The sequence below is a fragment of the Aeribacillus sp. FSL K6-1305 genome (assembly GCF_038050115.1).
GTDB lineage: Bacteria > Bacillota > Bacilli > Bacillales > Aeribacillaceae > Aeribacillus > Aeribacillus composti.
The window spans coordinates 1546696-1571944 of record NZ_JBBOQV010000002.1 but is presented as its reverse complement, the minus strand read 5'-3'; the positions used below and the strand labels follow the sequence as shown (position 1 = coordinate 1571944).

The 25249-nt window shown below is 37.5% G+C and carries 29 protein-coding genes; 12 read left to right on the top strand and 17 right to left on the bottom strand.

The features are described 5' to 3' along the window. Positions 1-68: 68 nt before the first annotated feature. Entirely contained in the window at positions 69-266 is a 198-nt protein-coding gene (locus NST97_RS17395) for a hypothetical protein (RefSeq protein ID WP_066249259.1), read from the bottom strand. A gap of 173 nt (positions 267-439) precedes the next feature. Here NST97_RS17395 and NST97_RS17390 point away from each other — a divergent pair, with 173 nt between their 5' ends. From NST97_RS17390 to mnhG, 7 genes are read left to right on the top strand one after another with little or no spacing between them, the layout of a single operon-like run. Beyond that, a complete protein-coding gene (locus tag NST97_RS17390) occupies positions 440-2860 on the top strand; it encodes a Na+/H+ antiporter subunit A (RefSeq protein ID WP_339194520.1) in 2421 nt (806 codons plus the stop codon). Next, the gene (locus NST97_RS17385) at positions 2832-3269 is read left to right on the top strand and encodes a Na(+)/H(+) antiporter subunit B (protein ID WP_130157063.1); all 438 of its coding nucleotides are present in this window, start codon (positions 2832-2834) and stop codon (positions 3267-3269) included. The genes NST97_RS17390 and NST97_RS17385 overlap by 29 nt, the downstream gene beginning before the upstream one ends. Next, complete coding sequence (locus NST97_RS17380; RefSeq protein ID WP_066249252.1) at positions 3269-3607, top strand: Na(+)/H(+) antiporter subunit C; 339 nt, start codon at positions 3269-3271, stop codon at positions 3605-3607. Before NST97_RS17385 ends, NST97_RS17380 begins: the two co-directional genes overlap by 1 nt. Then, positions 3604-5088, top strand: a complete 1485-nt coding sequence (locus NST97_RS17375) for a Na+/H+ antiporter subunit D (RefSeq protein ID WP_066249250.1) — start codon at positions 3604-3606, stop codon at positions 5086-5088. Before NST97_RS17380 ends, NST97_RS17375 begins: the two co-directional genes overlap by 4 nt. Before the next feature lie 5 nt (positions 5089-5093). Further along, complete coding sequence (locus NST97_RS17370; RefSeq protein WP_066249246.1) at positions 5094-5570, top strand: Na+/H+ antiporter subunit E; 477 nt, start codon at positions 5094-5096, stop codon at positions 5568-5570. Then, positions 5570-5857 (top strand): Na(+)/H(+) antiporter subunit F1, encoded by a 288-nt coding sequence (locus NST97_RS17365; protein WP_341343512.1) that lies wholly within the window; start codon positions 5570-5572, stop codon positions 5855-5857. Before NST97_RS17370 ends, NST97_RS17365 begins: the two co-directional genes overlap by 1 nt. Further along, the gene (gene mnhG, locus NST97_RS17360) at positions 5838-6203 is read left to right on the top strand and encodes a monovalent cation/H(+) antiporter subunit G (protein ID WP_063387064.1); all 366 of its coding nucleotides are present in this window, start codon (positions 5838-5840) and stop codon (positions 6201-6203) included. Before NST97_RS17365 ends, mnhG begins: the two co-directional genes overlap by 20 nt. 42 nt (positions 6204-6245) lie before the next feature. Here mnhG and NST97_RS17355 read toward each other — a convergent pair whose 3' ends face one another. From NST97_RS17355 to NST97_RS17335, 5 genes are all read right to left on the bottom strand, one after another. Beyond that, entirely contained in the window at positions 6246-6884 is a 639-nt protein-coding gene (locus NST97_RS17355; RefSeq protein WP_066249242.1) for a response regulator transcription factor, read from the bottom strand. 66 nt (positions 6885-6950) lie between these two features. Further along, positions 6951-9278: an ATP-binding protein gene (locus NST97_RS17350; RefSeq protein WP_311066994.1), complete on the bottom strand. Its 2328-nt coding sequence runs from the start codon at positions 9276-9278 to the stop codon at positions 6951-6953. An 18-nt stretch (positions 9279-9296) separates the two neighbouring features. Further along, positions 9297-9464, bottom strand: a complete 168-nt coding sequence (gene comX, locus NST97_RS17345; RefSeq protein ID WP_082829505.1) for a competence pheromone ComX — start codon at positions 9462-9464, stop codon at positions 9297-9299. Between the two features lie 16 nt (positions 9465-9480). After that, positions 9481-10413, bottom strand: a complete 933-nt coding sequence (locus tag NST97_RS17340) for a polyprenyl synthetase family protein (RefSeq protein WP_082830254.1) — start codon at positions 10411-10413, stop codon at positions 9481-9483. A gap of 117 nt (positions 10414-10530) precedes the next feature. Continuing rightward, positions 10531-10671, bottom strand: coding sequence for a DegQ family regulator (locus NST97_RS17335; protein ID WP_063387066.1), 141 nt, complete (start codon positions 10669-10671; stop codon positions 10531-10533). Between the two features lie 339 nt (positions 10672-11010). On the opposite strand from NST97_RS17335, the gene NST97_RS17330 reads away from it, so the two are divergent. Beyond that, a complete protein-coding gene (locus tag NST97_RS17330) occupies positions 11011-11250 on the top strand; it encodes a helix-turn-helix domain-containing protein (RefSeq protein ID WP_232515690.1) in 240 nt (79 codons plus the stop codon). Between the two features lie 49 nt (positions 11251-11299). Here the strand turns inward: NST97_RS17330 and NST97_RS17325 are convergent, their stop codons facing one another. The 3 genes from NST97_RS17325 to NST97_RS17315 all read right to left on the bottom strand — a co-directional run bounded on the left by NST97_RS17325 (position 11300) and on the right by NST97_RS17315 (position 12440). Further along, on the bottom strand, positions 11300-11548 hold the full coding sequence (locus NST97_RS17325; RefSeq protein WP_066249236.1) for a YueH family protein: 249 nt from the start codon (positions 11546-11548) through the stop codon (positions 11300-11302). Positions 11549-11627: 79 nt separating this feature from the next. After that, entirely contained in the window at positions 11628-11846 is a 219-nt protein-coding gene (locus NST97_RS17320) for a spore germination protein (RefSeq protein WP_066249233.1), read from the bottom strand. Between the two features lie 63 nt (positions 11847-11909). Then, positions 11910-12440: an HD domain-containing protein gene (locus NST97_RS17315; protein ID WP_117016970.1), complete on the bottom strand. Its 531-nt coding sequence runs from the start codon at positions 12438-12440 to the stop codon at positions 11910-11912. Positions 12441-12718: 278 nt separating this feature from the next. Between NST97_RS17315 and ald the strand changes: the two genes are divergently transcribed. Further along, entirely contained in the window at positions 12719-13861 is a 1143-nt protein-coding gene (gene ald / locus NST97_RS17310) for an alanine dehydrogenase (RefSeq protein WP_063387070.1), read from the top strand. 427 nt (positions 13862-14288) lie between these two features. Here ald and NST97_RS17305 read toward each other — a convergent pair whose 3' ends face one another. The 4 genes from NST97_RS17305 to NST97_RS17290 form a co-directional block, all read right to left on the bottom strand. Then, positions 14289-15782: a leucyl aminopeptidase gene (locus NST97_RS17305; protein ID WP_340733096.1), complete on the bottom strand. Its 1494-nt coding sequence runs from the start codon at positions 15780-15782 to the stop codon at positions 14289-14291. Positions 15783-15872: 90 nt separating this feature from the next. Continuing rightward, complete coding sequence (locus tag NST97_RS17300; RefSeq protein ID WP_063387072.1) at positions 15873-16490, bottom strand: 3D domain-containing protein; 618 nt, start codon at positions 16488-16490, stop codon at positions 15873-15875. 222 nt (positions 16491-16712) lie between these two features. Further along, positions 16713-17030 (bottom strand): YuiB family protein, encoded by a 318-nt coding sequence (locus NST97_RS17295; RefSeq protein WP_063387105.1) that lies wholly within the window; start codon positions 17028-17030, stop codon positions 16713-16715. An 830-nt stretch (positions 17031-17860) separates the two neighbouring features. Next, positions 17861-19084, bottom strand: a complete 1224-nt coding sequence (locus NST97_RS17290; RefSeq protein ID WP_327856005.1) for an NAD(P)/FAD-dependent oxidoreductase — start codon at positions 19082-19084, stop codon at positions 17861-17863. A 284-nt stretch (positions 19085-19368) separates the two neighbouring features. On the opposite strand from NST97_RS17290, the gene NST97_RS17285 reads away from it, so the two are divergent. Continuing rightward, complete coding sequence (locus tag NST97_RS17285) at positions 19369-20361, top strand: NAD(P)/FAD-dependent oxidoreductase (protein ID WP_063387074.1); 993 nt, start codon at positions 19369-19371, stop codon at positions 20359-20361. Between the two features lie 784 nt (positions 20362-21145). Here NST97_RS17285 and NST97_RS17280 read toward each other — a convergent pair. The 3 genes from NST97_RS17280 to NST97_RS17270 all read right to left on the bottom strand — a co-directional run bounded on the left by NST97_RS17280 (position 21146) and on the right by NST97_RS17270 (position 23032). Further along, positions 21146-21508, bottom strand: a complete 363-nt coding sequence (locus NST97_RS17280; RefSeq protein ID WP_063387075.1) for a HesB/IscA family protein — start codon at positions 21506-21508, stop codon at positions 21146-21148. Positions 21509-21571: 63 nt separating this feature from the next. Next, entirely contained in the window at positions 21572-22444 is an 873-nt protein-coding gene (gene dapF / locus NST97_RS17275; protein WP_341343511.1) for a diaminopimelate epimerase, read from the bottom strand. A gap of 351 nt (positions 22445-22795) precedes the next feature. Further along, on the bottom strand, positions 22796-23032 hold the full coding sequence (locus NST97_RS17270) for a YuzB family protein (protein WP_094245256.1): 237 nt from the start codon (positions 23030-23032) through the stop codon (positions 22796-22798). Positions 23033-23255: 223 nt separating this feature from the next. On the opposite strand from NST97_RS17270, the gene NST97_RS17265 reads away from it, so the two are divergent. Continuing rightward, positions 23256-24326, top strand: a complete 1071-nt coding sequence (locus NST97_RS17265; protein WP_063387078.1) for an NAD(P)/FAD-dependent oxidoreductase — start codon at positions 23256-23258, stop codon at positions 24324-24326. 209 nt (positions 24327-24535) lie between these two features. On the opposite strand, the gene NST97_RS17260 is transcribed toward NST97_RS17265, so the two are convergent. Then, positions 24536-24859 carry a YuzD family protein gene (locus tag NST97_RS17260; protein ID WP_066249224.1) on the bottom strand — a complete coding sequence of 108 codons (324 nt, stop codon included), beginning with the start codon at positions 24857-24859 and terminating at the stop codon, positions 24536-24538. Between the two features lie 121 nt (positions 24860-24980). Here NST97_RS17260 and NST97_RS17255 point away from each other — a divergent pair, with 121 nt between their 5' ends. Beyond that, positions 24981-25244, top strand: a complete 264-nt coding sequence (locus NST97_RS17255; protein WP_375338782.1) for a NifU family protein — start codon at positions 24981-24983, stop codon at positions 25242-25244. Positions 25245-25249: the final 5 nt, after the last annotated feature.

Here is a 25249-nt window from a genome sequence, read left to right as displayed (position 1 = left end):
CTGGGAAATCGCCAATTTCCTTTAAAAAACTCGATTTTACTTGTATTTTCTTAAATATTTTTGGCATTTCATTCTAAGTAATTGATGACACGAATGTATTCTCTTGGTGCAAACGTTTCTCCCTTCATATTTTTGGAAAAAGTATTGATTGGCGTCCACTCATATGATGGATGTACATACGTCTGTTTCGTTTGTTCATGCAAATACCATGAAATGCTGAATAATAAGATAAAAATTAAAATGGCTGTCATTACCTTTTTTGTCATCATACCACCTCATTTTCAAGGTGGGAAATTTCACAAAAAAATATACATTTTATGATTTTTTTGATACGATATTTGTGGTCTTATGAACTTGAAATTTAAAAAGCTATATATGCAAAAAATATTGAGAACAATAAAATACAGCTAGTCCAAAACATTGGATAAGGAGGGTTTACATGACATTTCTGCATTGGGCTATATTATTTCCATTTCTATTTGCTTTCATGGTACCATTCCTATATAAGACATTTCGGAAAATACATACTGGATGGTTTGTGCTTCCCCTTCCTATATGTTTATTCATATTTTTTCTTCAATTTTTGCCGGGAGTTAAGTATAAAGAAGGTATCGTACAAACTGTTAAATGGATTCCATCATTAGGAATTGATTTTGCTGTTTATGTGGACGGACTCAGCCTTCTGTTTGCTTTGCTCATTACCGGTATCGGCTCTCTCGTTGTTCTTTATTCGATCTACTATTTGTCGAAGGAAAAAGAACAGCTGAATGCGTTTTACGTTTATTTGTTGATGTTTATGGGGTCAATGCTTGGAGTAGTCTTAACTGATAATACTATTGTTTTATATACTTTTTGGGAAATTACCAGCTTTTCTTCTTTTCTATTAATTGGCTATTGGCATTATCGGGAAAGATCACGTTACGGGGCGCTAAAATCGATGCTTATTACTGTTTTTGGCGGACTTTCCATGCTTGGCGGATTTATCTTGCTCTACATCATGACTGGAACATTCAGCATTCGTGAAACAATTGTCCAAAGCAGCAGTATCGCCGACAATGGATTATTTATCCCAGCCCTTATTCTGCTCTTATTGGGAGCATTTACTAAATCTGCCCAATTTCCTTTTTACATTTGGCTGCCTGATGCGATGGAAGCGCCAACGCCAGTCAGTGCGTATCTCCACTCAGCAACGATGGTGAAAGCAGGCATTTATTTAGTTGCTCGATTCACACCTGTATTTGCAGGAAGTGCCGAATGGTTTTGGATCGTTTCACTTTTCGGAATTTTCACCTTATTCTGGGGATCCTTCCATGCGGTGAAACAAACAGATTTAAAAGCGATGTTAGCCTTTTCAACTGTCAGCCAGCTCGGCATGATTATGTCCCTTTTAGGTGTCGGCTCCGCCGCCCTCTTGTTTGATCATTTTGAATTTTATTCAGTTGCGATTTTAGCAGCGATTTTCCATTTGATTAACCATGCGACATTTAAAGGCAGCCTATTTATGGTTGCAGGCATTGTTGATCATGAGACAGGTACTCGAGATATTAGAAAGCTTGGCGGACTCATGTCCCTTATGCCCATTACCTTTACGATCGGTTTAATCGGCGCGTTTTCTATGGCAGGTCTTCCACCATTTAATGGATTTTTAAGCAAGGAAATGTTTTTTACCGGTATGATTCGAGTATTGAACATGGATGTATTTCAAACAGAAACATGGGGGTTTTTACTTCCAGTGCTCGCATGGATCGGCAGTGTTTTTACATTTATTTACAGCATGATGTTTGTTTTTAAAACATTTGCTGGAAAATTGCAGCTGGAAAATCTGCCTAAAAAACCCCACGAGGCGCCGATCGGAATGCTGATTCCGCCTATTGTGCTGGCATCCCTTGTTGTTATTTTTGGATTTTTTCCAAACTTGCTTGCTTACAGCTTAATCGAACCGGCAATGAAATCTGTCATGCCTAGCTTGTTGAAGGATGGAGAACATTTTCACATTCATATTTCACATTGGCACGGCTTTACTGCGGAATTTTGGATGACAGTTGGCGTAGTGATACTTGGAATATTCCTATACTTGACAGCGTCAAAATGGAAAAGAGTTTACGATCTGCAGCCGAAAAGGATGACGCTCAATCAATTATATGATCATTCTTTAAAAACGGCAGGCAAAACTTCCAACCGGCTGACAAGCTTTTATATGACTGGATTTATACGCGACTATCTTGTCTATATTTTTGCATTTATGATCATGGCAGTTGGAGCGACAATGATCATCAAGCAATCAATCTCTTTTGCTGCTGATGATGCTGCACCTGTCGGAATTTATGAATTGATCCTGTCGATTGTTATGATAGCCGGTTCAATCACAGCTGTTTTGGCAAGATCCAGATTGACAGCCATTATTGCACTTAGCTCCGTCGGGTATTCACTCGCACTGTTTTTCGTTTTATTTAGAGCGCCGGATTTAGCTTTAACGCAGCTAGTTATTGAAACGGTATCCACTGCCTTGTTTTTGCTTGCTTTTTATTTCTTACCTGAGCTGCAGAAAAAAGATAAAACTCGAGGATTCCGCCTGGTGAATTTTATAATTTCAGCAGGCGTCGGGGGGATTGTAACGCTGCTGGCCATTTCCGCAAGCAGCGAACGCACTGGAAAAACGATCGCGGAATACTTTCTGGAAACGAGCTATAGCTTGGGCGGCGGATACAATGTCGTCAACGTTATACTAGTCGATTTCCGCGGCTTTGACACGCTGTTTGAAATAACTGTTTTGGCAATCGCAGCGCTTGCTGTCTACAGTATGATTCGCCTTCGCACAGGAGGGAAAGACGTTGAAGAAAACGGGTTTAAAAACGAATGATCTTATTTTGCAAACAATTACAAAAATCGTGCTTTTTATCGTGATCATTTTTTCGTTCCATTTATTTTTCGCTGGCCATAATGCCCCTGGAGGCGGGTTTATCGGCGGGCTCATCACATCAGGAGCAATCGTTTTATTATTGATCGCTTTTGATGTCAAAACCGTGAAAGCGATTTTGCCCATTAATTATGTTAAAGTGGCGGCGTTCGGATTATTGATTGCGATTTTATCGGGGATCGGCTCCTTTCTTTTCGGAGTTCCATTCCTTTCTCATACACATGGCCACGTTCACATCCCGGTTTTAGGCGATACACATCTTGCGACTGCTGTCATTTTTGATCTCGGTGTATATTTTGTTGTTGTTGGCGTGACAATGACGATTATTCAAACGATTGGAGAGACGGAATAATGGAGATTGTAACTTCCATTGTTGCAGGAATTTTGTTTATGACAGCTACATATTTAATGCTTTCAAAAAGTTTATTGCGGATCATTATTGGAACAGGTCTTTTGAGTCACGGAGCTCATCTCCTCATTTTAACGATGGGGGGACTGAAAAAAGGAACTGTTCCGCTGCTAGATGAACACGCAGCTTCTTATGTAGACCCTTTGCCGCAAGCACTTATATTAACTGCAATTGTCATTAGCTTTGGAGTAACAGCCTTCTTTTTAGTGTTAGCCTACAGATCTTATCAAGAACTTGGAACAGACGATATGGATCAATTGAGGGGAAATGATCAGAAATGAATAACAATATCATTATTTTACCGATTATTATTCCTATGATAACTGCAGTATTGCTTATTTTTTTCAATAAACAAGAAAAAGTGCAAAAATATTTAAGCGCTGTTTCTTCCGTTATAAATATCGGCATTTCCGTTTTCCTTGTTCACTATGTTCATACAAACGGAATCATTTCCCTTGAAGTCGGGGATTGGAAAGCGCCGTTTGGGATTGTTCTTGTAGCCGATATGTACGCGATTCTGCTTGTTTTAACGGCAAACATTATTGTTTTTGCCTGTTTGCTATTTTCCTACAAAATAGTAGATTATAATCGAAGCAAATTTTTCTACTATTCCGGCGTCATGTTTTTATTGACCGGAGTGTCCGGTGCTTTTCTGACAGGAGATCTTTTCAATCTGTTTGTGTTCTATGAAGTTATGCTCATGTCTTCTTATTTTTTAATTGTTCACGGAAATTCAAAGCCGCAATTAAGAGAAACTATTAAATACATTTTAGTAAATGTTATTTCATCCGCTTTATTTGTCATATCCGTTGCATTTCTATATGCTGTAACAGGTACATTAAACATGGCTGACTTGAGCCTGCGAGTCGCAGAATTAGGCTCATCCGGCATCATCGCGGCCATCTCCATCATGTATTTAATTGTATTCGGATTAAAAGGAGCCATTTTCCCGCTTTTTTTCTGGATGCCCGGCTCCTATCAGGCTCCGCCAGCAGCTGTTACGGCTCTATTTGGTGCTCTTTTGACAAAAGTTGGCGTCTATTCGATCACAAGAGTGTTTACGCTTATTTTTTTGCAGGACATTGCATTTACTCATACGTTTATCGCATGGCTGGCGGTGCTTACGATCATATTTGGCGTTATTGGCGCCATTAGCTTCTCGGATATTAAACAGATCGTGATATACAACATTTTGACAGGCGTTGGTGTCATTTTATTCGGAGTGTCCACAATGACCGAATCAGGTTTAGAGGGATCAGTTTATTACATGATCCACGATATGATTATTAAAGGGTTGCTGTTCCTTTTGGTCGGAATCGTCTTTTCGATCACTGGAACAACAAACCTTGATAAATTCAGTGGACTAATAAAAAAATACCCAACACTTGGGTGGATGTTTTTTATCGCCGCATTAGCTTTAGCCGGCATTCCACCATTAAGCGGTTTTATCGGGAAACTGAAAATAGTCCAAGGGGGATTTGAGCAAGGTGAATTTGTATTAGCTTTCGCAGTCTTGCTTTCAAGCCTTTTAGTCCTATATTCTGTGATGAAAATATTTATTAACGGTTTTTGGGGAGAGGAAAAAATTCCGCAAGTTCGGGAAACCAGTCAAGTAAAAAGTCTTTACGTTCCGGCTGCTTTCTTGCTTGCTCTCTCATTATTTTACGGGCTTGGCACAGAATTTATCTCTTCATACATCAAACAGGCGGAACAGGTTCTTCTTTCTCCTGATCTTTATATTGAAGCCGTATTAAAGGAGTAGATCACATGGCCTTTCAAATACTGTTAAATTTTATGATTGCCATTACATGGATGCTTTTGCAGGATGACTACTCATTCATCACATTTTTTATCGGATATCTTTTAGGTATTATCATTCTTTTCGCGCTGCGCCGTTTTTTTCCAAGACGATTTTATCTGTACAATATTGCCGCCGTCATAAAGCTCATGTTCATCTTTTTGAAGGAGCTTGTCCTTGCAAATATTGCTGTTTTAAAAATCGTTTTGTCGCCAAAATTGAAAATGGAGCCTGGAATTTTTGCCTTTGAAACAGAATTGGAAAAAGATTGGGAAATTACGATTCTATCCAATCTCATTACTTTAACACCAGGAACATTTGTTATTGATATTTCCGATGATAATAAAACGCTTTATATCCATTCTGTGGATATAGCGAATGTCGAACAAGCAAGAAAAGATATAAAAAGCAGTTTTGAGAAAGCTATTAAGGAGGTGAGCCGTTAATGTTTGAATTTATTATTTGGATTTCTTTGGCTCTTATCGCTGCTTCCTCTCTCTTATTGATGATTCGGCTCATCAAAGGCCCATCCGTTCCAGACCGCGCCATATCATTAGATGCGATCGGCATTAACTTAGTCGGGATCACAGCGATCATGTCGATTGTTTTAGTTACAAGCGCTTTTTTGGACATTATTTTATTAATTGGAATTTTAGCTTTTATCGGCACAGTATCGATTGCTAAATTCTTGGAGAAAGGAGAAATTATCGAAAATGATCGAAACAATCAGTAAGTTTGTGATCGGATATCTCATTCTCCAAGGAGCCTTTTTCAGCCTAATTTCCGCCATTGGTGTGTTGAGGCTACCAGATGTATATACGAGAAACCATGCGGCTTCCAAAAGCGCGACATTAGGTGTGCTCTCTATTTTACTAGGGGTGTTCTTATATTTTTGGGTACTTGAAGACCATATGAATGGAAGAGTTTTGCTGGGAATCCTGTTTATATTTTTAACATCGCCTGTAGCAGGACATTTAATCAGCCGCGCAGCTTACCATACAAAAGTGAAACTATGGGAAAACAGCAAAATTGATGAGTTAAAAGAAAAAAAGAAAGCAAAGGATAAGGTTCATTCATGAGCCTTATCTTTTTTAGCAATCAAATTGGACGGGACTCCTTATTTAAAGAATGCCTTCTGACTTCGCAATTAATACGGCTTCTGTCCGAGAGCTGACGTGCAGCTTATTAAAAATGGAAGTCAGACTATATTCAATCGATCTTTTGCTTAAATGCAGCTTATCTGCTATTTCTTGATTTGTTAACCCTCTTTCGACTTCCATTAAAATCATTTTTTCCCTATCTGTTAAAGGCTCATTTGCTTCTTTCATAGATGGCGACTTTAATGTCTGTCGTTCAATCAATTTTTTTACGTAATCAAATGATAGAATAATCTCACCAAGCAACGCATGGCGAATGTGAGATAATATTTTCTCTTTTGACTCCGTCTTGCTGATTACTCCATGAATGCCTAAGGAAATCGCTTCTTCCATATAATCATTGACATCATATCCAGTATAAAGAAGGACTTTGCATTGGTGTTCTTGAGATGTTATTTGTTTTGCCAGTTCAATCCCGTTGACGTCACCTAAATTCATATCCATAAGAACTGCATCATATTGCAAAAAATCGATTTTCTTCATAAGTTCAGCCGTATAAGGAGGCTCCAGACAATCCACTTCAACTTCAGAATCCGTCTCCAATATCGCTTTTGTCCCTTCTCTCACAGCAGGATGATCGTCAATCACTAAAATACGAATCATGTTTTCCACCTCTTTAGACAAAATCTACAGTAAAATGACTTGGCAAAAGCCAAGTCAAGAATGTGATTAAATTTCAATTAAGACCCGAAATCCATTTCCCGGAGAAGTCTCAATCTTCATTTCACCATCCAAAGCTTTTACCCTCTCTCTAATTCCGGACAATCCCATGCTTTCTGTTTTCGCATACAACAGTTCTTCATCGATGCCTACGCCATCATCTTCATAGTGCAATACAATTTTTTCTCTTATATTGACGAGCATAATTAATATTTGCTTCGCATTCGAATGCTTGCGCGCATTTGATAAAAGCTCCTGAATGATCCGGTACAAATTAAGCTGCATGTTTATATCAAGCTGCTTGTTAAAATTCCCCGTATTAAAGCGGATTTGAAAATTACACTGTTCTTCGTATTGCGCTACTAGCTTTGATACCGCCTTGACGAGTCCCAAGTCATATAAAATTTGCGGACGCAGCTCTTGACACGTTTCCCTCGTCATATGAATGATATCAAGAATGTTTTGATTCATGCTCTGAATTTTTTCGATCGTAGCAGCAGGATATTGTCCAGATTCCTCCAGAACCAATTCGCATTGCCTTTTTAACGAAATCAAATCTTGCAGCACAGAATCATGCAAATCTTTCGCCAAATTGGAGCGCTGCTTTTCTTCAATTGCAAACAGCAGTTTTTTGAGCCATGCAGGATTGCTGTTTCCCTCTTCCGCTTTTTCAAGCCTTTCCATCAATTCTTCTATTTTCAAAAAGTTTTCTACAGTTACATTCGTATAAAAAGCAAGGGAATTCAGCCAAGAAATTTCATCACGAGTCAGTTTAGGCGTTTTAATGACAGAAAGGCAAATAATAACATATTTCCTTCTATTCGTTTCACCGACAGTTAACACAAACCCTTTATCAAATTCTACAATTTTCCCTATTTCTGTTACAGCATTTAAAATATCTTTTTCGTATGGGGCAATTTCTAAAAGACCGCCATCCCCATCATCATCAACCATTTCGATCCGTCCACTCTCATGAACAACAAGGCAGTATGCACGGCTGACCTTCAAAACCTCTAAAATGGTCGATTTTAACTCAGCCATCATCTGTTTTAAACTGCCTGCTTTCCGGATCCTTGACGTATACTTCAAAATGCTGTCCTGATAATTATATTTTTCCGAAAACCGCTTAAACCGGAAGCGGAAGTCAACAATTTCTTTAAAATAAAAAACACATATCATTAATATATATATAATAATTGAAAGTTGAATAGGGTAAATTTTGGGATTATGTTCTTTCAGCAGTATGATAAAAGCCACTAAAAAGATAGTCGGCAAAATGGAAAGGAGAGCATAATATTTGACTCTGCCTAGAATAAACTCAATATCATATATCTTTGATGATAGAAACTGATACACAAGGGCGAAAGGTATTAACAACATAAATGAAGACAGGAACACTGGTGAGAACAAAGCATCTTTTAAAATGATATACGGAATGACATATAATAGGACAAAAGGTGCAAAAGCAAGTACATTTGTAATAATTAAATTTCTAATCGTAAAAGATATCTCGGAAAGTTTAAGTTTTCTCATTCCTTTTACTTTCACTATAAACGATATTAACAATAAAAAGAGAAAGGTGATTAGATTCAACACTTTCGAATTATAATTAATATCTAAATCTATCGGTTGTTTATTTATGTATTCAATTAAAAAATTTACAATTACAAGAAAATACCCAAAAATAATTACTTTTTTATTAAATAATTCTTGTCCATGTTCATAAAAATAGTGATACAAAAAATGCAGATATATAACTGGAGTCAAAGTAAAAAATAAAACAACCATATATTGGGAAAAAATATCTCCCCGGGCAGAACTGGTCGCAAATAAATAGGCAAGAGATACACATAATAGAAAAAATTTCAATAAATATGGGGATAAAATTTTTAATTTTTTACTTGATCTATAGACAAAAAAACTGCAATACATAGATAGAAGAAAAAGAATAATTGGTATTATCATCATGAAAAATGTTTGAAAATCTAATGATGTTTCCTCAACGTTTATTTTAAATATACTGCCATCTGCCCGTTTGATTGTTAAATTCTTTACTTCTTGATAAACAAAAAAACTGCTCTCTCTAAAAAACTTTTCAGTAGGCACTCCATTTAATTCTAATACTTGATCCCCAATTTTTAGTCCTGCTCGATCAGCCCAAGCTTTCGGGTCAATATTTCTAATATAATATTGACCCTTTGATGTTTTTTCAATGTTTGTTCCTAAATAAGGATACGAGAGGTTGATTTGAAAAATATAAACAATAAAAAACAGCGAGCTTATAAATACTGCAAGTTTATATCCATAATCAACGATTTTTACCTTATTAAAAACCAAATATTTTCACCCTTTAAACTATTTCCAAAATCCAGCAGGCGGCAACAATTTTAAACCGTCTGTAAGTCCAGTAATAATGCCTAAAAGTTCATCAGAATCTTTAACTCCAATCAAACTAGCTTGTCCATTCACGACTTTCTCCAAAACATCAGGGTTTTCGATTAAGAAATTTACGATTTCTTGCATATTGATCTCTCCTTTTTTATTTTTTGATTAAATTTGTTAATAGTTCATCCAATTTCTCAGCAGGCAGCGGAAGTTTTTTTATATAAGTTTCAGCCTTCTTAAGCGCGATGTGTTTCATCACATTTAAATATTGGGTGACTCCCGCTTCCAACAGCTTTTCTTTAAAAGCTACAATGCTTCCAAAGTATTCGTCGAAGTCTTTTCCGCTGTGCACATATTGTAAAATATCCACGCTTGTTTGATTAAATTTCCTTTGCAAATAAAGTAATGCCAGTGACGGCTTCAAAAACTTCCTGTCCTGTTTATGCGGAGTAAACAATCCTTTATAATCATTCTCAATCTGGCCGGCAATCCCTACTTGGTGCCCGTATTCCTTAACTTCCTCGTATCTTTTCCCGCATGCAAACATGACACCCGCTTCAGCTGCAAGAGCTGTAAGGGAACCTGATTTCCATCTCATCATTTGCAAACATTCTTTTTCTGTCTTCACGGCATTTGCCAAATCAATATGCTGGCCTTTCATAGCCTGCAAAGCATATTCAAGAAACAGACCAAGGATCTCAGAACGATAAGGTGATGACAGCGAATGGATATGCGATAAACTTAACGTATAAAGAAAGGATGAGCTGTTAATCGCTTCCCCTCTATCAATATCCATCCACGGTTCTGTAAAGTTGTCCAGATCCTCCAAATCATCAAACATATCAAAAGCTAGGACGAGCAATTCAACAGCTGCCATAAGCTTGTACAATTCTTCTTCATCATTTTCGCTGTTGAATACGTTCGCATGCAAATAACAAAGCTCTGCAAAAGGAAATGTTTGTTTAGATTCGATAAAACGATGCAAAAGATTCCGCAAATAAAGCCAGTCTACAGACCTTTCGACCGCATCCTTCATAAACATTGCCACTTGAACTTTGTTTAATAATAACTCACTTTTTAATGCCATCCCCTCCTTTTGATCTGATTTATATTCAGCTTGAAATCTATGGATGTTTTACAATTATTATACTATAAATTATATATATTATCATAAAAAAGGCGACCAAATTTGGTCGTCGCCTCATTATACAATTTTCGTATATTGATATTTATCGTATTTGTCAATGCTCTTATTGATATTATCAAGCGCCTTTTTCGTTTCGTCTAACTCCCTTTCAAGCATTAAGAAGATCTTGTTGATTTTTTCGATTTCTTGATGATTCAAAGTATCACACTCCCTTGAAAAGATCCTTTTTTCGATCTTTCATATTTATTTTATAGAATTTTCGATCATTTTTCACCGAAAAACTAATTTGAAGTTTTATGCGTGATACCGAAAAACACGCAATGTGATTGTATGTGTCTTTTTGCGATGTATGGCAAACTTGTTATAAAGATTGCATGATCATGATTTTTATAACAGAAGGACTCCTTCTTTCCCCCATTTGTTAAATTCATATAAAAAAGAAGGAAAATTTTGATAAAAGAGGGTTGAATGAACGAAAGAACATTGATAGAATATTTTCTAAATCCCGAGAAGATATGACAAATAAGGGTGAACATAGTGGAAAAAAAAGAATATGTTATACATATTAAATTGGACAATTTATTGAAACAAAAAAGAATGACCAAACGAGAACTTGCCCGTCAAGCTGATATTCGCCATACGCTTGTATGGGAAATGTGCCACAACAAAACGAAGCGCCTTCCTCTAGATAAGCTTGCAAAAATTTGCTCCGTATTACAAGTCGACATACATGATGTCATAGAATTAGTAGAGAGAAAAGAAAGCAATCTAATGTAACCTCCGTCTGACAGCAGAGGTTACATGTTTCTCAAATCCTCTTGAAAATTTACATTTCTTGTATCCATTGAGTAATTTTCGAAGAAAGTGAAATGGCAATGTTCTCATTCGATCTTTTTGCAATAGAATTTTGTAAATGTTCTCTTGTTTTGTCATTGATTTCTTCATATTTAATGATCTTGGACCATTCAAGCTGCGGTACAGCAACTAATATATACTCCTCTTTTTTGTTTTCATAAATATAGACGTTTCTGATCTCTTCACCGTTATGTATTATATTTGCCTTTCGTACTTTCATTGTTTCACTCCTTTTTTCCCTCTATATAAAAAAATACCTGAGTTGAAAGAAAAATCAATCTCAGGTTTTGCAAAATATTTTACCTATTCCCTATTATCGGTTGATCAAAGAAACTTTTCGAATGTTCATTCGTTTTGCTGCGAACGTCAAATGTTTTTACATAGTCTCCAACATTTAAAGCTCCTGAACCAAGCGCAGATTTTAAACTCGCTTTAGGAGAAATAGAAAAGCTGTCACCCACTTTTATGATTCCTGAGTCGACTTTATTAATCTCAATTGGACCTACAAAAGAAGGCAAACGAAACCACCACTTCCATTGTTTGTTTATAGTATTGTATGATCAAACGCCTAAATTGTTCGCTTATACAATGGATTTTAACTGAGAATAGTACTTTTCAACTTTTTTATCTAGAGTCCTAATTTTCTTTAAAGCCAGCTTTTCGTCAATTTGACGGTAATGATGCATTCCGCCTGGTTCTTCATCCAATTCATCAGCAAGCCGAACTATACGCTGAAGAGGATTTTGCTTTAAATTACCATCAGGCAAATACGAATCCGTATGAAGGAGAATAGCTAAAGCAATTTGCTTGGCTGCTTCAGGCTTTTCCCCAAGCCTTATCAGCAGTTTATGCGCTCTGTTCGCTCCTTTTATTGCATGAATATCATTTTTTTGATATTTTTCATAATCCCATTTACCGTCCGTGTACCATTCATAATGGCCAATATCATGCAACAGCGCCGCCTTTGTCGCAAGATCGGGATTTACATTGAATGCTATCGCAAGACGAAAAGCGTGATCAGCCGTTTTAATCGCGTGAGCGATGCCAGATCGTTTTAAATATTTTTGTGTAATTGGATGAGTGAAGACTTCCATTAAAGTGACCCTTTTCACAGCTCATCCCTCCTAAATATTTCTGTATAAGATACCATATGTTCGAAATTTTCGCAACGGAAGTGGATTTTATAAATTTATGCAAATATACTGGCGGTTTCGCTGAAAGCTGCAGACAAACATACACCGATTTGCATATGATATAAAAACAAAAAATTCAATGAATGATTGCCAGCAGGAAAAGAAACAATAAAATGGACAGGTACATGAAAATTCCGACTCATTGTTGGTACATATGGAATATTAAAACGAAATTATACTATACAGGAGGGATTGCAATGATAATTGGTGTACCGCGGGAAATTAAAAATAACGAAAATCGTGTAGCCATTACACCAGCTGGAGTTGTTTCATTAGTCAAGGCAGGTCACCGTGTACTCGTAGAAGAAAGTGCAGGTCTTGGAAGCGGAATTCATGATGAAGAATATATTCAAGCAGGAGCCGAAATTCTTCATGATACAAGCAAGGTTTGGGAAGCAGATATGGTGTTGAAGGTCAAGGAGCCGCTTCAAGAAGAATATAAATATTTCCGTGATGGTCTTATTCTGTTTACTTACTTGCACCTTGCAGCTAATCCTGAACTGACAAAAGAGTTGAAGGAATCCGGTGTGATTGCGGTCGCTTACGAAACAGTTTCTGACGGTCATTCGTTACCCCTGTTAACACCGATGAGCGAAGTGGCCGGTCGTATGGCAACACTGGTTGGAACGCAATTTTTACAAAAACCGTACGGCGGAAAAGGTATTCTATTATCCGGTGTTCCAGGCGTTGAACGCGGCAAGGTCGTCATCATCGGCGGCGGGGTAGTCGGTACAAATGCTGCAAAAATGGCTATCGGTTTAGGAGCTCATGTAACGATCCTTGACGTAAGTCCTAAGCGTCTTCGGGAATTAGATGATCTTTTTGGCAACGACATTCAAACGCTCATGTCTAACTCCTATAATATTTTCGAGGCAGTAAAAGAAGCGGATCTAGTCATCGGTGCTGTCTTAATCCCCGGTGCAAAAGCGCCAAAGCTTGTGACTGAAGAAATGGTAAAATCGATGAAACCTGGATCAGTCATCGTTGATGTTGCCATTGACCAGGGCGGGATTTTTGAAACGAGCGATCATGTCACCACTCATGACAATCCGACATATGTAAAGCACGGGGTCCTTCATTACGCAGTTGCGAATATGCCGGGAGCAGTTCCGAGAACATCTACGTTCGCCCTTACTAATTCGACCATTCCATATGCATTGCAAATAGCCAACAAAGGGTTAGTAGAAGTAATCGCCAAAAACGAAGCGATCAAATTAGGTGTCAACGTTGCCAACAAAGAAATAACGTATGAGGCAGTCGCCCGCGATCTTGGGTACAATTATGTTCCTGTAGAAAAAGTTTTTGAAAAAGAGTTCGCAAATATGAATTCTGCCACATAATACACATATATTTTCGACTTACCTTAAAAGAAGGAAAACAGTTCTCCGCGAATCTATTATCAAAAATGCAAAAAAAGCCTTCGCTCTCTTTTGAAAAGCAATAAAAAATGCGCACTTATAGACATGTTAAGTACTGGGCTAATCGTGCACAATACAGACCAAATCAGGATAAATGTGCAGCAATTTGTTAAGTCAGAATGTGCCGACACATTATCCTAATTTGGTGTTGCTTCCGACAACATACATGTCAGAAAGAAATCAATCCACGATTTTCAAGCATACTGAATGGCGGTCATCTTTTTTACAAAATAGATTCCGTCTCTCTCCTATATTGAATTGCGGCTCCTGCCGAAAAACTGAAACAGCAATAACATTTCTGACATAAAGCCTAATCTGCAATAGTTCAACCGAATGATGGATGACTCCATCATGATTTAATCGGCACGAATTTTTCCACAAAGGCCGCCAATGTTCGAGTCATCACACCAGTTGCTCCTTCAGGTCCTAGAGGGCCTTTCTTAGCAGTAGTGGATGTCCCGGCAATGTCTAAATGAACCCACGGCGTATCTTCAGCAAATTCTGCTAAAAAAGCACCGCCCATTATCGCATGTCCTTCCCGGCCAGGGGAATTATTCAAATCCGCCATTTTACTGTTTTTTACCCGCTCGCGGTCATCTTCAAAAATTGGCAATCTCCATATTCTTTCATTACATTCAACAGACGCTTTCAAAAGCTGATCATACAGTTTTTCGTTGTTCGTCATCGCACCTGTTGTGTGCTTTCCGAGAGCAACAATAACTCCACCGGTTAAAGTGGCAACATCGATAATGTATTTCGCTCCATGCTGCTTTGCATAAGTGATGCCATCTGCAAGAGCTAAACGCCCTTCAGCATCTGTATTTAAAATTTCAATTGTTTTTCCGCTTAATGACACGATGACATCATCCGGTTTCATCGCTCTGCTGCCAATCATGTTGTCAGTAGCCGGAATAACGGCTACAACATTTTGTTTCGGTTTTATTTCACCGATAATTTCCATCGCTCCTAAAACGGCTGCTGCTCCTGCCATATCAGTCTTCATGTTTACTAACCCATCTCTAGGTTTTAACGAGTAGCCCCCAGTATCGTAAGTAATTCCCTTGCCGACTAAACCAATCGCATCGTCCCAAATCTTTTTTCCTTGGTATTTCAACACAATCATTTTAGGGGGTTCACTGGAGCCTTTATTTACCGCCAATATCCCCCCCATACCCATTTCCTCCATATCCTTTTTTTCAAGGATTTCGATCTCAAAAGAATATTTTTTGGCCAGTTCGATGGAATAATTCGCGAGTTCTGTCGCAGTTAATAAATTTGAAGGCATGTTCACAAGAGTTCTTGCCGAATTTGTTCCTCTTCCATAAACATAACCGGCAGTTAAGGCTGCGTTTATTTTCGCTTTATCTGCATCTGTCAAAACATGAACAGCTTCAATGCTTGATTCGCTGCTGTTTGATCGTTGTTTATAGTTTTTTATTTTGTATGTAGAAAGGGCAAACGCTTCCGCTAGTGCATGAGCTGCATCTATCTCTTCCACATCTCCTCCAATAAAGGTAGAAAGCTGTACGCTTACGATTTTCTTCTGATCTTGTTGAACAGCTTGAAACGCATGCCCAAAAGCTTCCATTGCCTTTTGGAACGTGAATTCTTTTTCTTTCCCAAGCCCGACAAAATAAATTCGTTTTACGTTTTCGGCATCAAATGTATATAGTTTTGCGACACTGTTTTTCGCAGAAGAAATTTCACCTGATTTTATAAGCTTGGTGAGTTGATTGTTCAATTTTTTATCCAGCTCCTGCAAAGCTTTTGATAAATTTCCGTTTTGCTTAAAAAGGCCAACAATTAAACTTTCCCCTTCTAAACCGTCTAGTACTTTAAACATTTTTCCACCTCCTTCAATTATTATACGAGGTCGAATAGAACTTTGCTTTATTTTCAAACCAAAAAATAAAGCCCATCCCTGTGGGATAAGCTACCGTTGTCTAAAAACTTCCATCGTTTTATTTTCGTTTAATTTTTTTAATTCCTCTTCTGTTAACGTTCCGTTTCCTTTTTTAACTAAATAAACATCCACTTTTTTCTTTCCCCACTGATTGTAAACATCTTCTACTGTTTCATAATACAAATCAAGCCGATTGCCTTTAATCGCAGCACCTTTATCTGCAACAACTCCGTAGCCATATCCGGGTACATAAAGTATCGTTCCGATCGGAAAAACGTTTAAATCTGCTGCTATAGTGGAAAAATGATCCCTTTTTACTTTAACACCTGAATAAGTAATTCCATATTCAGGGTGGCCAGGATGTTTTCCTGTCGACTCATATCCGGCTGTATATCCGGTAGCCACAACTGTTTTTTTTGGATACTTTGATAAATCAATGGATTTTTCCATCGTCTGTCCTTGATTTGCATGATTAATATTTTTTGCAACGGCTTGTTGAGAATTTTCTCTTTGATTATATTGTTTGATCACCCATTTTGTCAGTTCATCTGCTTTCACACCTGAAATGGTTTCAAAAGTTGTTAAAAACGCCCCAATAAACAACAGACTCATCATAATTCTTCTAGTCCACATTTTTATACTCTTCATTTTTTCTAATTTCACTCCTCTCACCGTCTATTTGTTTCCAAATCGTAAACAAAATATACGTTGGAGGAGCTTTTGAAAGGAGTGTATTTTTCAATACATTCCGACATGTATAAATTTTCCAATAAATTAAAAATAAAATGTAGGCACTCAAATAACATTGTTTTAACAAAAAAGCGTTTTTTTTTTTACATAAAAAAAAGCCTTCCGATTATACGGAAAAGCTTAAAACATTTGATATCCTCTTGCTCGAAGCATTCGAATGACAATCCCTGATAGAATCGCACCTACCATCCCGCTTCCTAAAATGAGAATGTCTGCTACGGCAAGAGAGGCGATTTTTTCACCCAACAGAGAAAATGAGCGGCTAGGTGATTTGAAATAATCAAAAAAATTCACTTCATCAATTAAAAAAATACATACTAACGGATAAAGTATCGCCATTATCCATGACATTCTTAAAAGCATATTTAATAAAAAACCGATTCCAAAAAATAAAACTAAGAACAGCAGCATGGAAATCAACAGCACCGGTATGTTCATCATCGTGTCCTCACCCTCAGAAAACTGTCGTATTATTATTAAAAGTTTTTATGTGGTTTAAATAAGGAAAAAACTTGACCAGCCTTTGTTAATTTGCCAGATCTTCTTACATGTGCCAAATCTTTAAAGCAGCAAATCGATAAATTGTTACCTTAATTATTAACCTATTTATTCCAATATATCAAGTACAAGATTTAATTTAATCGGCATAAATCAGCAAAGCAAGTTTGACATGCACACAAAAAGGTTCTCAGTAGGCTCTCCAACCTTTGAGCAGTTCAAAATTTATACAAAAAAACTGGAAGTTTCCCCAAATGTTTTAAAGTGACAAAAATTACCTATAAGAAAGATTGTCCTAATGTACAGTGCTTTGTCTGTTTTTTACTCATGTGAGATGCTTTTGTGCTTGTACCATAAAAGGAGGGATTTGGCTTCAACATTTAAGAGAGAACTTTCATTCCTTCAAGCACAAAAAAGACGGTGTAAACAAACAAAAGAAGCACAAGAACTTGAGAATAAAACGAAGAACTTTGAAGGAAATATCGGGTATAGCTGTCCGACAGACCAAATACATCAGGCTACTATATAATTGCAGATCAGCATGGCGATTTTATGCTGAATCGAACCCTCTAATCGCAATCAGCATAGCGAGCTCTTTAATTTAATTTGTTTAAAAGCTTATTACTACGAAAATTCAATAAATACAGAGCGGCTCCTTCTCCAAAACATTTTACTTTCCTGCTTTAAAAGAAATTACAAAAGCTGTTCATGTTTATAAAACATTATTTTAAAAGAGCAAAAGCCCTTAAGCCTTTGCTCTTTTCTTCAGCTTAAAAAAATTTGAATTTTCCTTTTTTCAACACGAGACCTGCTCCGCCAACCATATATAGCGCGCGGTTATCAATCATTTTCTTCATGAAGGATGCTTTTGTACCGACCATTTTTTTGCCTAACGCAATACCTACTGCATCATCTTCTCCTAGAGAAGCAACAGTTCCTTTAATATCTGGCTTAAATGGTTCGAGTTCTTTTTTACCGCGAATTAATGCAGCTAAATTTCTCGCGCAAACTTCTCCCTGCTGCATTGCAATTTGCGCTGTCGGCGGATATGGACGATTGATTTCCTCATTAATAATTAATGAACAGTCTCCAATAATAAACACATCATCATATCCTGGTGCGCGCAAGTCTTTCTCTACTTTTACGCGGCCCCGCATTGCCTCAAAACCAGATTCTTCAATTACACTGTTTCCGCGCACACCAGCCGCCCAAATAACAGTGCCTGCTTTTATTTCTTCCGTTTGATCGTCTTTCCCAACAATAATTCCTTGTTCAGTACATTCTTTTATCGCTGTGCCGATTCTAAACTCAACACCTTTGCGCTGCAGTTGATTGACTGCGTACTCCACAAGTTCAGGATCGAAACCTGGAAGTGCTGTCGGTGCTGCTTCCACACAAATAATACGGACTTTTTTAGGGTCAATATCATACTCTCGGCAAAGCTCAGGAACACGGTTGGCAAGTTCGCCTAAAAACTCAATTCCAGTGAATCCTGCACCTCCGACTACAATGGTTAGACGTGTATCATCTTTTTCTTCTTCTGTATTGTATGTAGCAAATTGATATTCAATATGCTCTCTAATTTGTCTAGCAGAATTAATGTTGGAAATTGTGAAAGCGTATTCTTTTAACCCTTGGATTCCAAACGTTTCCGGATGAGCCCCAAGAGCGACTACTAAGTAATCATAGTTAAGCTCGCCATTTTCAAGAATGACTTTTTTCTCATCTGTTTTAATTAATTTTACAGAATCTTGCACAAAGTTTACTTTGTTTGTATCAATTACATCTTTAATTGGATAGCGGCATCGGTCATGATGAAGGGTGCCTGCAGATGCTTCATGCAGCCATGTTGTTTCATAATGATAATCATGCTTATTGACAAGTGTAATATCAGCCTCGTTCACACTCACCATTTTTTGTAGACGTGTTACGGTCATTAATCCTCCATAACCGGCACCTAAAATAACAACTTTAGGATTTCTCACAAGACACACCAACCTTTTCCGTAATTTTTAAAGCGGTCAATTCTAGACTCACTTTTCACATAATTTGTGAAAATATTCACGTTATTGGACAAAAAATTATAAGGGCAAAATTGTCAATAAAATTTAACATCTTTTTACCTATAGTCATGATATCCGTTTGTGTCCAACTTTTCAAGTTTATTTTTAAGCTAAATGATCAACTTTATAAATCTTTAAATGACAGAATCTTTGTATTTTTACAATCTTTTTTTTATGATATGATTAATAAAGATTAACAAGAGGGGGAATCGTCTGTGAAAGAGGACAGCAAAGTCTACGATATAACGATTATTGGCGGGGGACCTGTCGGGATGTTCACAGCTTTTTACGGAGGAATGAGGCAGGCTTCCGTTAAAATTATTGAAAGCCTTCCACAATTAGGAGGGCAATTGACAGCGCTTTATCCTGAAAAATACATATATGATGTAGCGGGGTTTCCAAAAATTAGAGCTCAAGAATTAGTCAATAATTTAAAAGAACAAATTGCCTTATTCAATCCAACCGTCTGCCTTGAACAGGAAGTTCAGGAAGTTGAAAAACAAAGTGACGGGACATTTAAGTTAACGACAAATTCAGAAATACATTATTCAAAAACGATTATCATCACTGCCGGAAACGGCGCATTTCAACCACGTAAACTTCAGCTGGAAAATGCTGAGCAATTTGAAGGGAAAAACCTGCACTATTTTGTAGAAGATTTAAACTATTTTGCAGGCAAAAAGGTCGTCCTGTTTGGAGGCGGCGACTCAGCTGTTGACTGGGCGTTAATGCTTGAGCCTATTGCAGAAAAAGTAACGGTTGTCCATCGAAGAGATAAATTTCGCGCGCACGAGCATAGCGTAAATCAATTAAAAAATTCTAAAGCAAATATATTAACACCTTTTGTTCCTGTTGAGCTTATCGGCAAGGATCGAATTGAACAAGTCGTAGTCGAAGAAGCAAAAGGAGATCGGAAAGAGATTATTGATGTAGATGAAGTAATTGTCAATTTTGGCTTCGTTTCCTCTTTAGGCCCTATCAAAAACTGGGGGCTGGAAATTGAGAAAAATTCGATTGTTGTTAACTCAAAAATGGAAACAAATATTCCGGGAATTTATGCTGCCGGAGACATCTGTACTTATGAAGGAAAAATAAAATTAATTGCGACTGGGTTTGGCGAAGGTCCAACAGCTGTAAACAATGCCAAAGCTTATATTGACCCAAGCGCAAAAGTTCAGCCAATGCACAGCACAAGTATGTTTAATTGATGAAAAAAGATGTGGGTGTCTAATAAGTCATTTTTTCGGCTTATTGACCCCCTCTTTAATGTTTTAGAAACGTTGATATATCGGTGCTTATGATTTTTTGTTTTTCAATGGGGATTTGACTTTCTGAACAGCTCCCTTACAGCGGGAATAATAAGCAAAAGTAAATTTTATTGGAAAGAATAAAGGCTGTCTCGTAAAAGGTCATTTTTTATGACCTTTTGAGACAGCCTTTTTGTCAAGTACTTTTCTAAAGAAACCAGACTGCATCAAGAAGAAGGGGCTTATCGGACAGACCATTTTTCCTTTGTTTATATCCTTCAGAAGTTTTATAAATGACTTTTCTTATGCTCTCTTTCTTCATTAAGTTCTTCAAAAGTTTTATGACGGATATTCAACACATACAATTGCTTCTTGTTGGACTTCATTGCCTCTATGAAGGACATTTACAAATTTTATTCCTTTATTTTTATCCTTCACAGTAGCTCCAAAATCCTTCATTTTAGGAACTCAACGGACAGCCCTATCTTTTTTCAACTTTCATCGGTGATTCATATAGTCTTTCGCACGGTCTTCCATGATGAAAATCTGTGATCTGCAAATATCCTCATTTAATTCTCTATCACTTTTAATAAGTTGCATTTAGCCGTTTTTCCCATAAAAATATCCTAATAAAGCAGACTTTTTCTTTTTGGATTCCACTTTATTAGGATATATTTTATTGTGAGTATAGAAAAAGTTAAGGAATAAAGCGATCATTATGCTTGGCTTCAGGAAAGAATCTTTTTTAGCACTCTTCCGGTGTTCCAGCGTGTGTTGCAGTTCTAAAGGAGGCGCCGCAGCCGCAAGACGCAATCGCATTAGGGTTGTCTATTGTGAATCCTCCACCAAGCATCGATTGTTTATAATCAATCTTTGTTCCCTTTAATATAGGGGCGCTGTCTTTATCCACTAAAATTCGAATGCCGAATTGTTCAAATTCGTGATCATCTTCTTGTTTTTCTTGTTCAAACCCGATGCCGTATGAAAGTCCAGTGCAGCCGCCGCCTTTCACACCAATACGCAAATAGGCGCCTTCTTCCTCATTTTCTCTCATCATATCTTTTATTTGAAAAGCTGCCGCTTCGGTAAGCATAACAATTTCAGACATGACCCATCCTCCTTTTCATTAATTTTTGAGTCACTTTTAGTATACCTTTTCAGAAAAAAACTCTCAAATTTCTGAATCGGCTTCATAATAATAGGTCCCCGTGCAAACCGTTTCAGCAGGTCCTTTCATCAAAATGTTCCCCTCGTCAGTCCATTTAATAAATAAATCGCCGCCGGCAAGATGGACAACTGTTTCTTTGCCTCTTGTTGTTTGCTCGTTTAATACGGATGCGACCACTGCCGCACATGCTCCGGTGCCGCAAGCTTGTGTGACACCTGAACCTCTTTCCCATACTCGAAAATGAAGCTCATGGTCATTGACGATTTCGACAAATTCTACATTTACCCCTTCTGGAAATCTTGCATCTTTTTCGACAACCGGACCCAATGTTGTTAATGGAGCTTTCTCAATATCGTCCACAAAAAAGATGATGTGTGGATTTCCCATCGAAACCGCTGTGACTTCATATTTCGAGCCGTTAAATTCCATGATTTCACCAATAGCTGTTTCATCTCCGTTTCCGGCCATCGGTATTTCCTTTTTTAACAGCTTAGGGTGACCCATATCAATTGTGACACATGATACTCGTCCATTTTCTTCATGGACTTCGGCTTCAACCAAGCCAGAAAGTGTTTCGATCAAAAACTTTTTCTCTTTTACTATGTTATGCTCATAAACATATTTTGCGACACAGCGCAAACCGTTTCCGCAGTTTTTTCCTTCTGAACCGTCACTGTTGAAAATTCTCATTTTCACATTCGCACGTTCAGATGGAAGAATTAATATTAGCCCATCTGAACCGATGCCGGTATGAACGTTCGCAACTTTTCGCGCAATATCTGGCAGGAGATGCTCCGGAAGCGTTTCTTCGAATCCATTTACATAAATATAACTGTTTCCTAATCCATGCATTTTTGTAAATTGAAAAGTTTCCATTTTTTCCTCCAAAACAACAAAAAATTTGTTTTTATAAGTATAAAACGTTCAAAATTTGTTGACAATAAAAATATCCCCCGTTTTCATATATAAATAAAAGCTCCTCGGGAAATATAAGAGGGGCTTTTATTTTTTATATCATCAGCCTGCCGCTTCAAACACCTTGCTCATACGTAAAAAAAAGACTCATCCGCAAAGGCAAGCGTCGTACTGAGAAACAATATTGAGATTCATACTTACATTTTATAATATGCTCTCATACCTCGAATGAAATATTTAGAGACAGGATCAAAATAAGGAGAATCAAAAGCTTGTCTCCCTTTTAATTTTATCATTCACTTTTATTTTCTATTAAAACATTGGATTTTCTTCTAAAAATTGATAAATATTTTTCACTAGCTCTTCTGCCGTTTCCCCTTCTACCGCTTCTCCGTTTACGAGGGCAAAAAGCGATTCGTAGCATTGGCCGCAATACCCTAGGCAGCTGTATTCAACTATATCTAAATTAGGATCTTTTTCTAATTGTTCTAATGCTTTTTGTGAACCGTTTGCTAAGTTGCTGACACAAAACTCTATAATTGGTTTCACGTGAATTGTCCTCCTTCTATACTCAGTAGCCTATCATAATGCTTTTTTTCTTCATTGTCAAAGCATTGAACTTCAAGGCTCATTTAACATTTTGCCATAACAATTGTGCTATTTTTCCTTAAGTATGTTGTGATTTATACATAAATTCGTTATACTTTTAGTGGCATTTGTTACGATTGTCACAGTTTTGGGGTAAACATTTGCAGGGAAAAGGGGAATCGCGATGAGAAAGTTACTGCTCCTCGGAGGCGGCTATGGCGGCATGAGAATTCTTCACAAGCTGCTTCCCAATAACTTGCCGGATGGTGTCGAAATAACATTAGTGGATAAAAACCCTTATCATTGTTTAAAAACGGAATACTATGCGCTGGCTGCGGGAACGATTTCAGATCAGCACGTGCGCGTGGCCTTTCCAGAACACCCGAAATTGAACGTTCATTACGGTGAAGTCACGGACATTGACCTTGAACAAAAGCTTGTACATTTAAAAGATCAATCTCCAATCACGTATGATGATCTTATCATCGGATTAGGATGCGAAGACAAGTATCATAATGTTCCGGGTGCTGACAAATACACTTGCAGCATTCAAACAATCGATCAATCACGTGAAACGTATCAAAAGCTGAACAATTTAGGAGCAGGTGCAACAGTCTGCATAGTTGGAGCCGGATTGAGCGGCGTTGAATTGGCAAGCGAACTGCGTGAAAGCAGATCCGATTTAAAAATCAAGCTGTTTGACCGCGGAAAAGTGATCTTATCAAACTTCCCGGAACGATTAAGCAAATATGTCCAAACATGGTTTGAAGAGCACGGGGTTGAAGTAATCAACAGCGCCAATATTACAAAAGTTGAGCCAAATATGGTTTATAACCATGATGAACCGATTCCTTGTGATGTTGTCGTTTGGACCGCAGGAATTCAACCGAATTATGTCGTAAGGAAATTGAATGTTGAAAAAGACCGGCAAGGACGGGTTATTTTAACAAAATACCATCATCTTCCTCAAGATGAACATGTGTATGTTGTTGGAGACTGTGCAAGCCTTCCTTACGCACCAAGTGCTCAACTTGCCGAAGCGCAGGCTGAACAAATTGTACAAGTATTGCTCAAAAAATGGAACAACGAACCTCTTCCAGAGGAACTGCCGCCGTTCAAATTAAAAGGCGTTCTCGGTTCTCTCGGAAAAAAATCAGGTTTTGGGATGGTAGGAGATCGCGCACTCACTGGACGTGTGCCACGTCTTTTAAAATCAGGAATTCTTTGGATTTATAAATATCATAGTGGAGCATGAGAAAACCGGGCGTTCATTTGTACGTCCGGCTTCTCTTTTTCCGGAACTCTTTCACTGGAAAATATAAATCAAGAGAAATACAGTTGTCTATTATTTTGCATGCAAAAAAAACGAAGCAGCGTTTTTTTTAGCGGATCTGTTCTTTTGGCTTGAAGAAATCGACAATGCACTTTTTCTTTCACAGTTCTGGATGACGAGTAAACTCTTTCTTACACAGGTTGGTAACCATGTTTTTCCATCTCTTGAAAAATCCTTTTTATCTTTGGATTTCCTTCTCCTACTACCACTCCATTTATGACAACAAGGGGATAAAAATATTCTTCCTTCACGATTTGATCGGCTATTTTCTTTTTCTCTTCATCTTCCGGAGGACAATATATATCAATATATGTGATGTCAAATGGCTGATCTGGATATTTTCTAGTCAGTGCTGCTTCCAGCCATTCAAATGTATCTTTTGCTGAAGGCGAATTTACACAGCTTGGACATAAGTTTTCTGCACCATAAACGCAAATTTCTACCGGTTTTCTCATGTTTGTTCTCTCCTATTTAATAAAATGATGATCTCCTAGATTATCCATATTAGATTTAAAAAAAATGTGATACAATGAATTTGAAACTTACAAATAGATTTTATCGCTCATTTTGAATATAATGATGGATAAGAAAGGAGTCGATAGTATGTCAGATGTTCAAATAAAAGAACAAGTACAGGAAGTTTTAGATAAGCTGCGCCCGTTTTTGCTTCGTGACGGCGGAGACTGCGAATTAGTTGATGTTGAAGAGGGCATTGTGAAATTGCGCCTTTTAGGTGCGTGCGGGAGCTGCCCAAGTTCTACCATTACTTTGAAAGCAGGTATTGAGCGGGCTCTGCTGGAAGAAGTTCCAGGCATCGTAGAAGTAGAACAAGTATTTTAATGAAA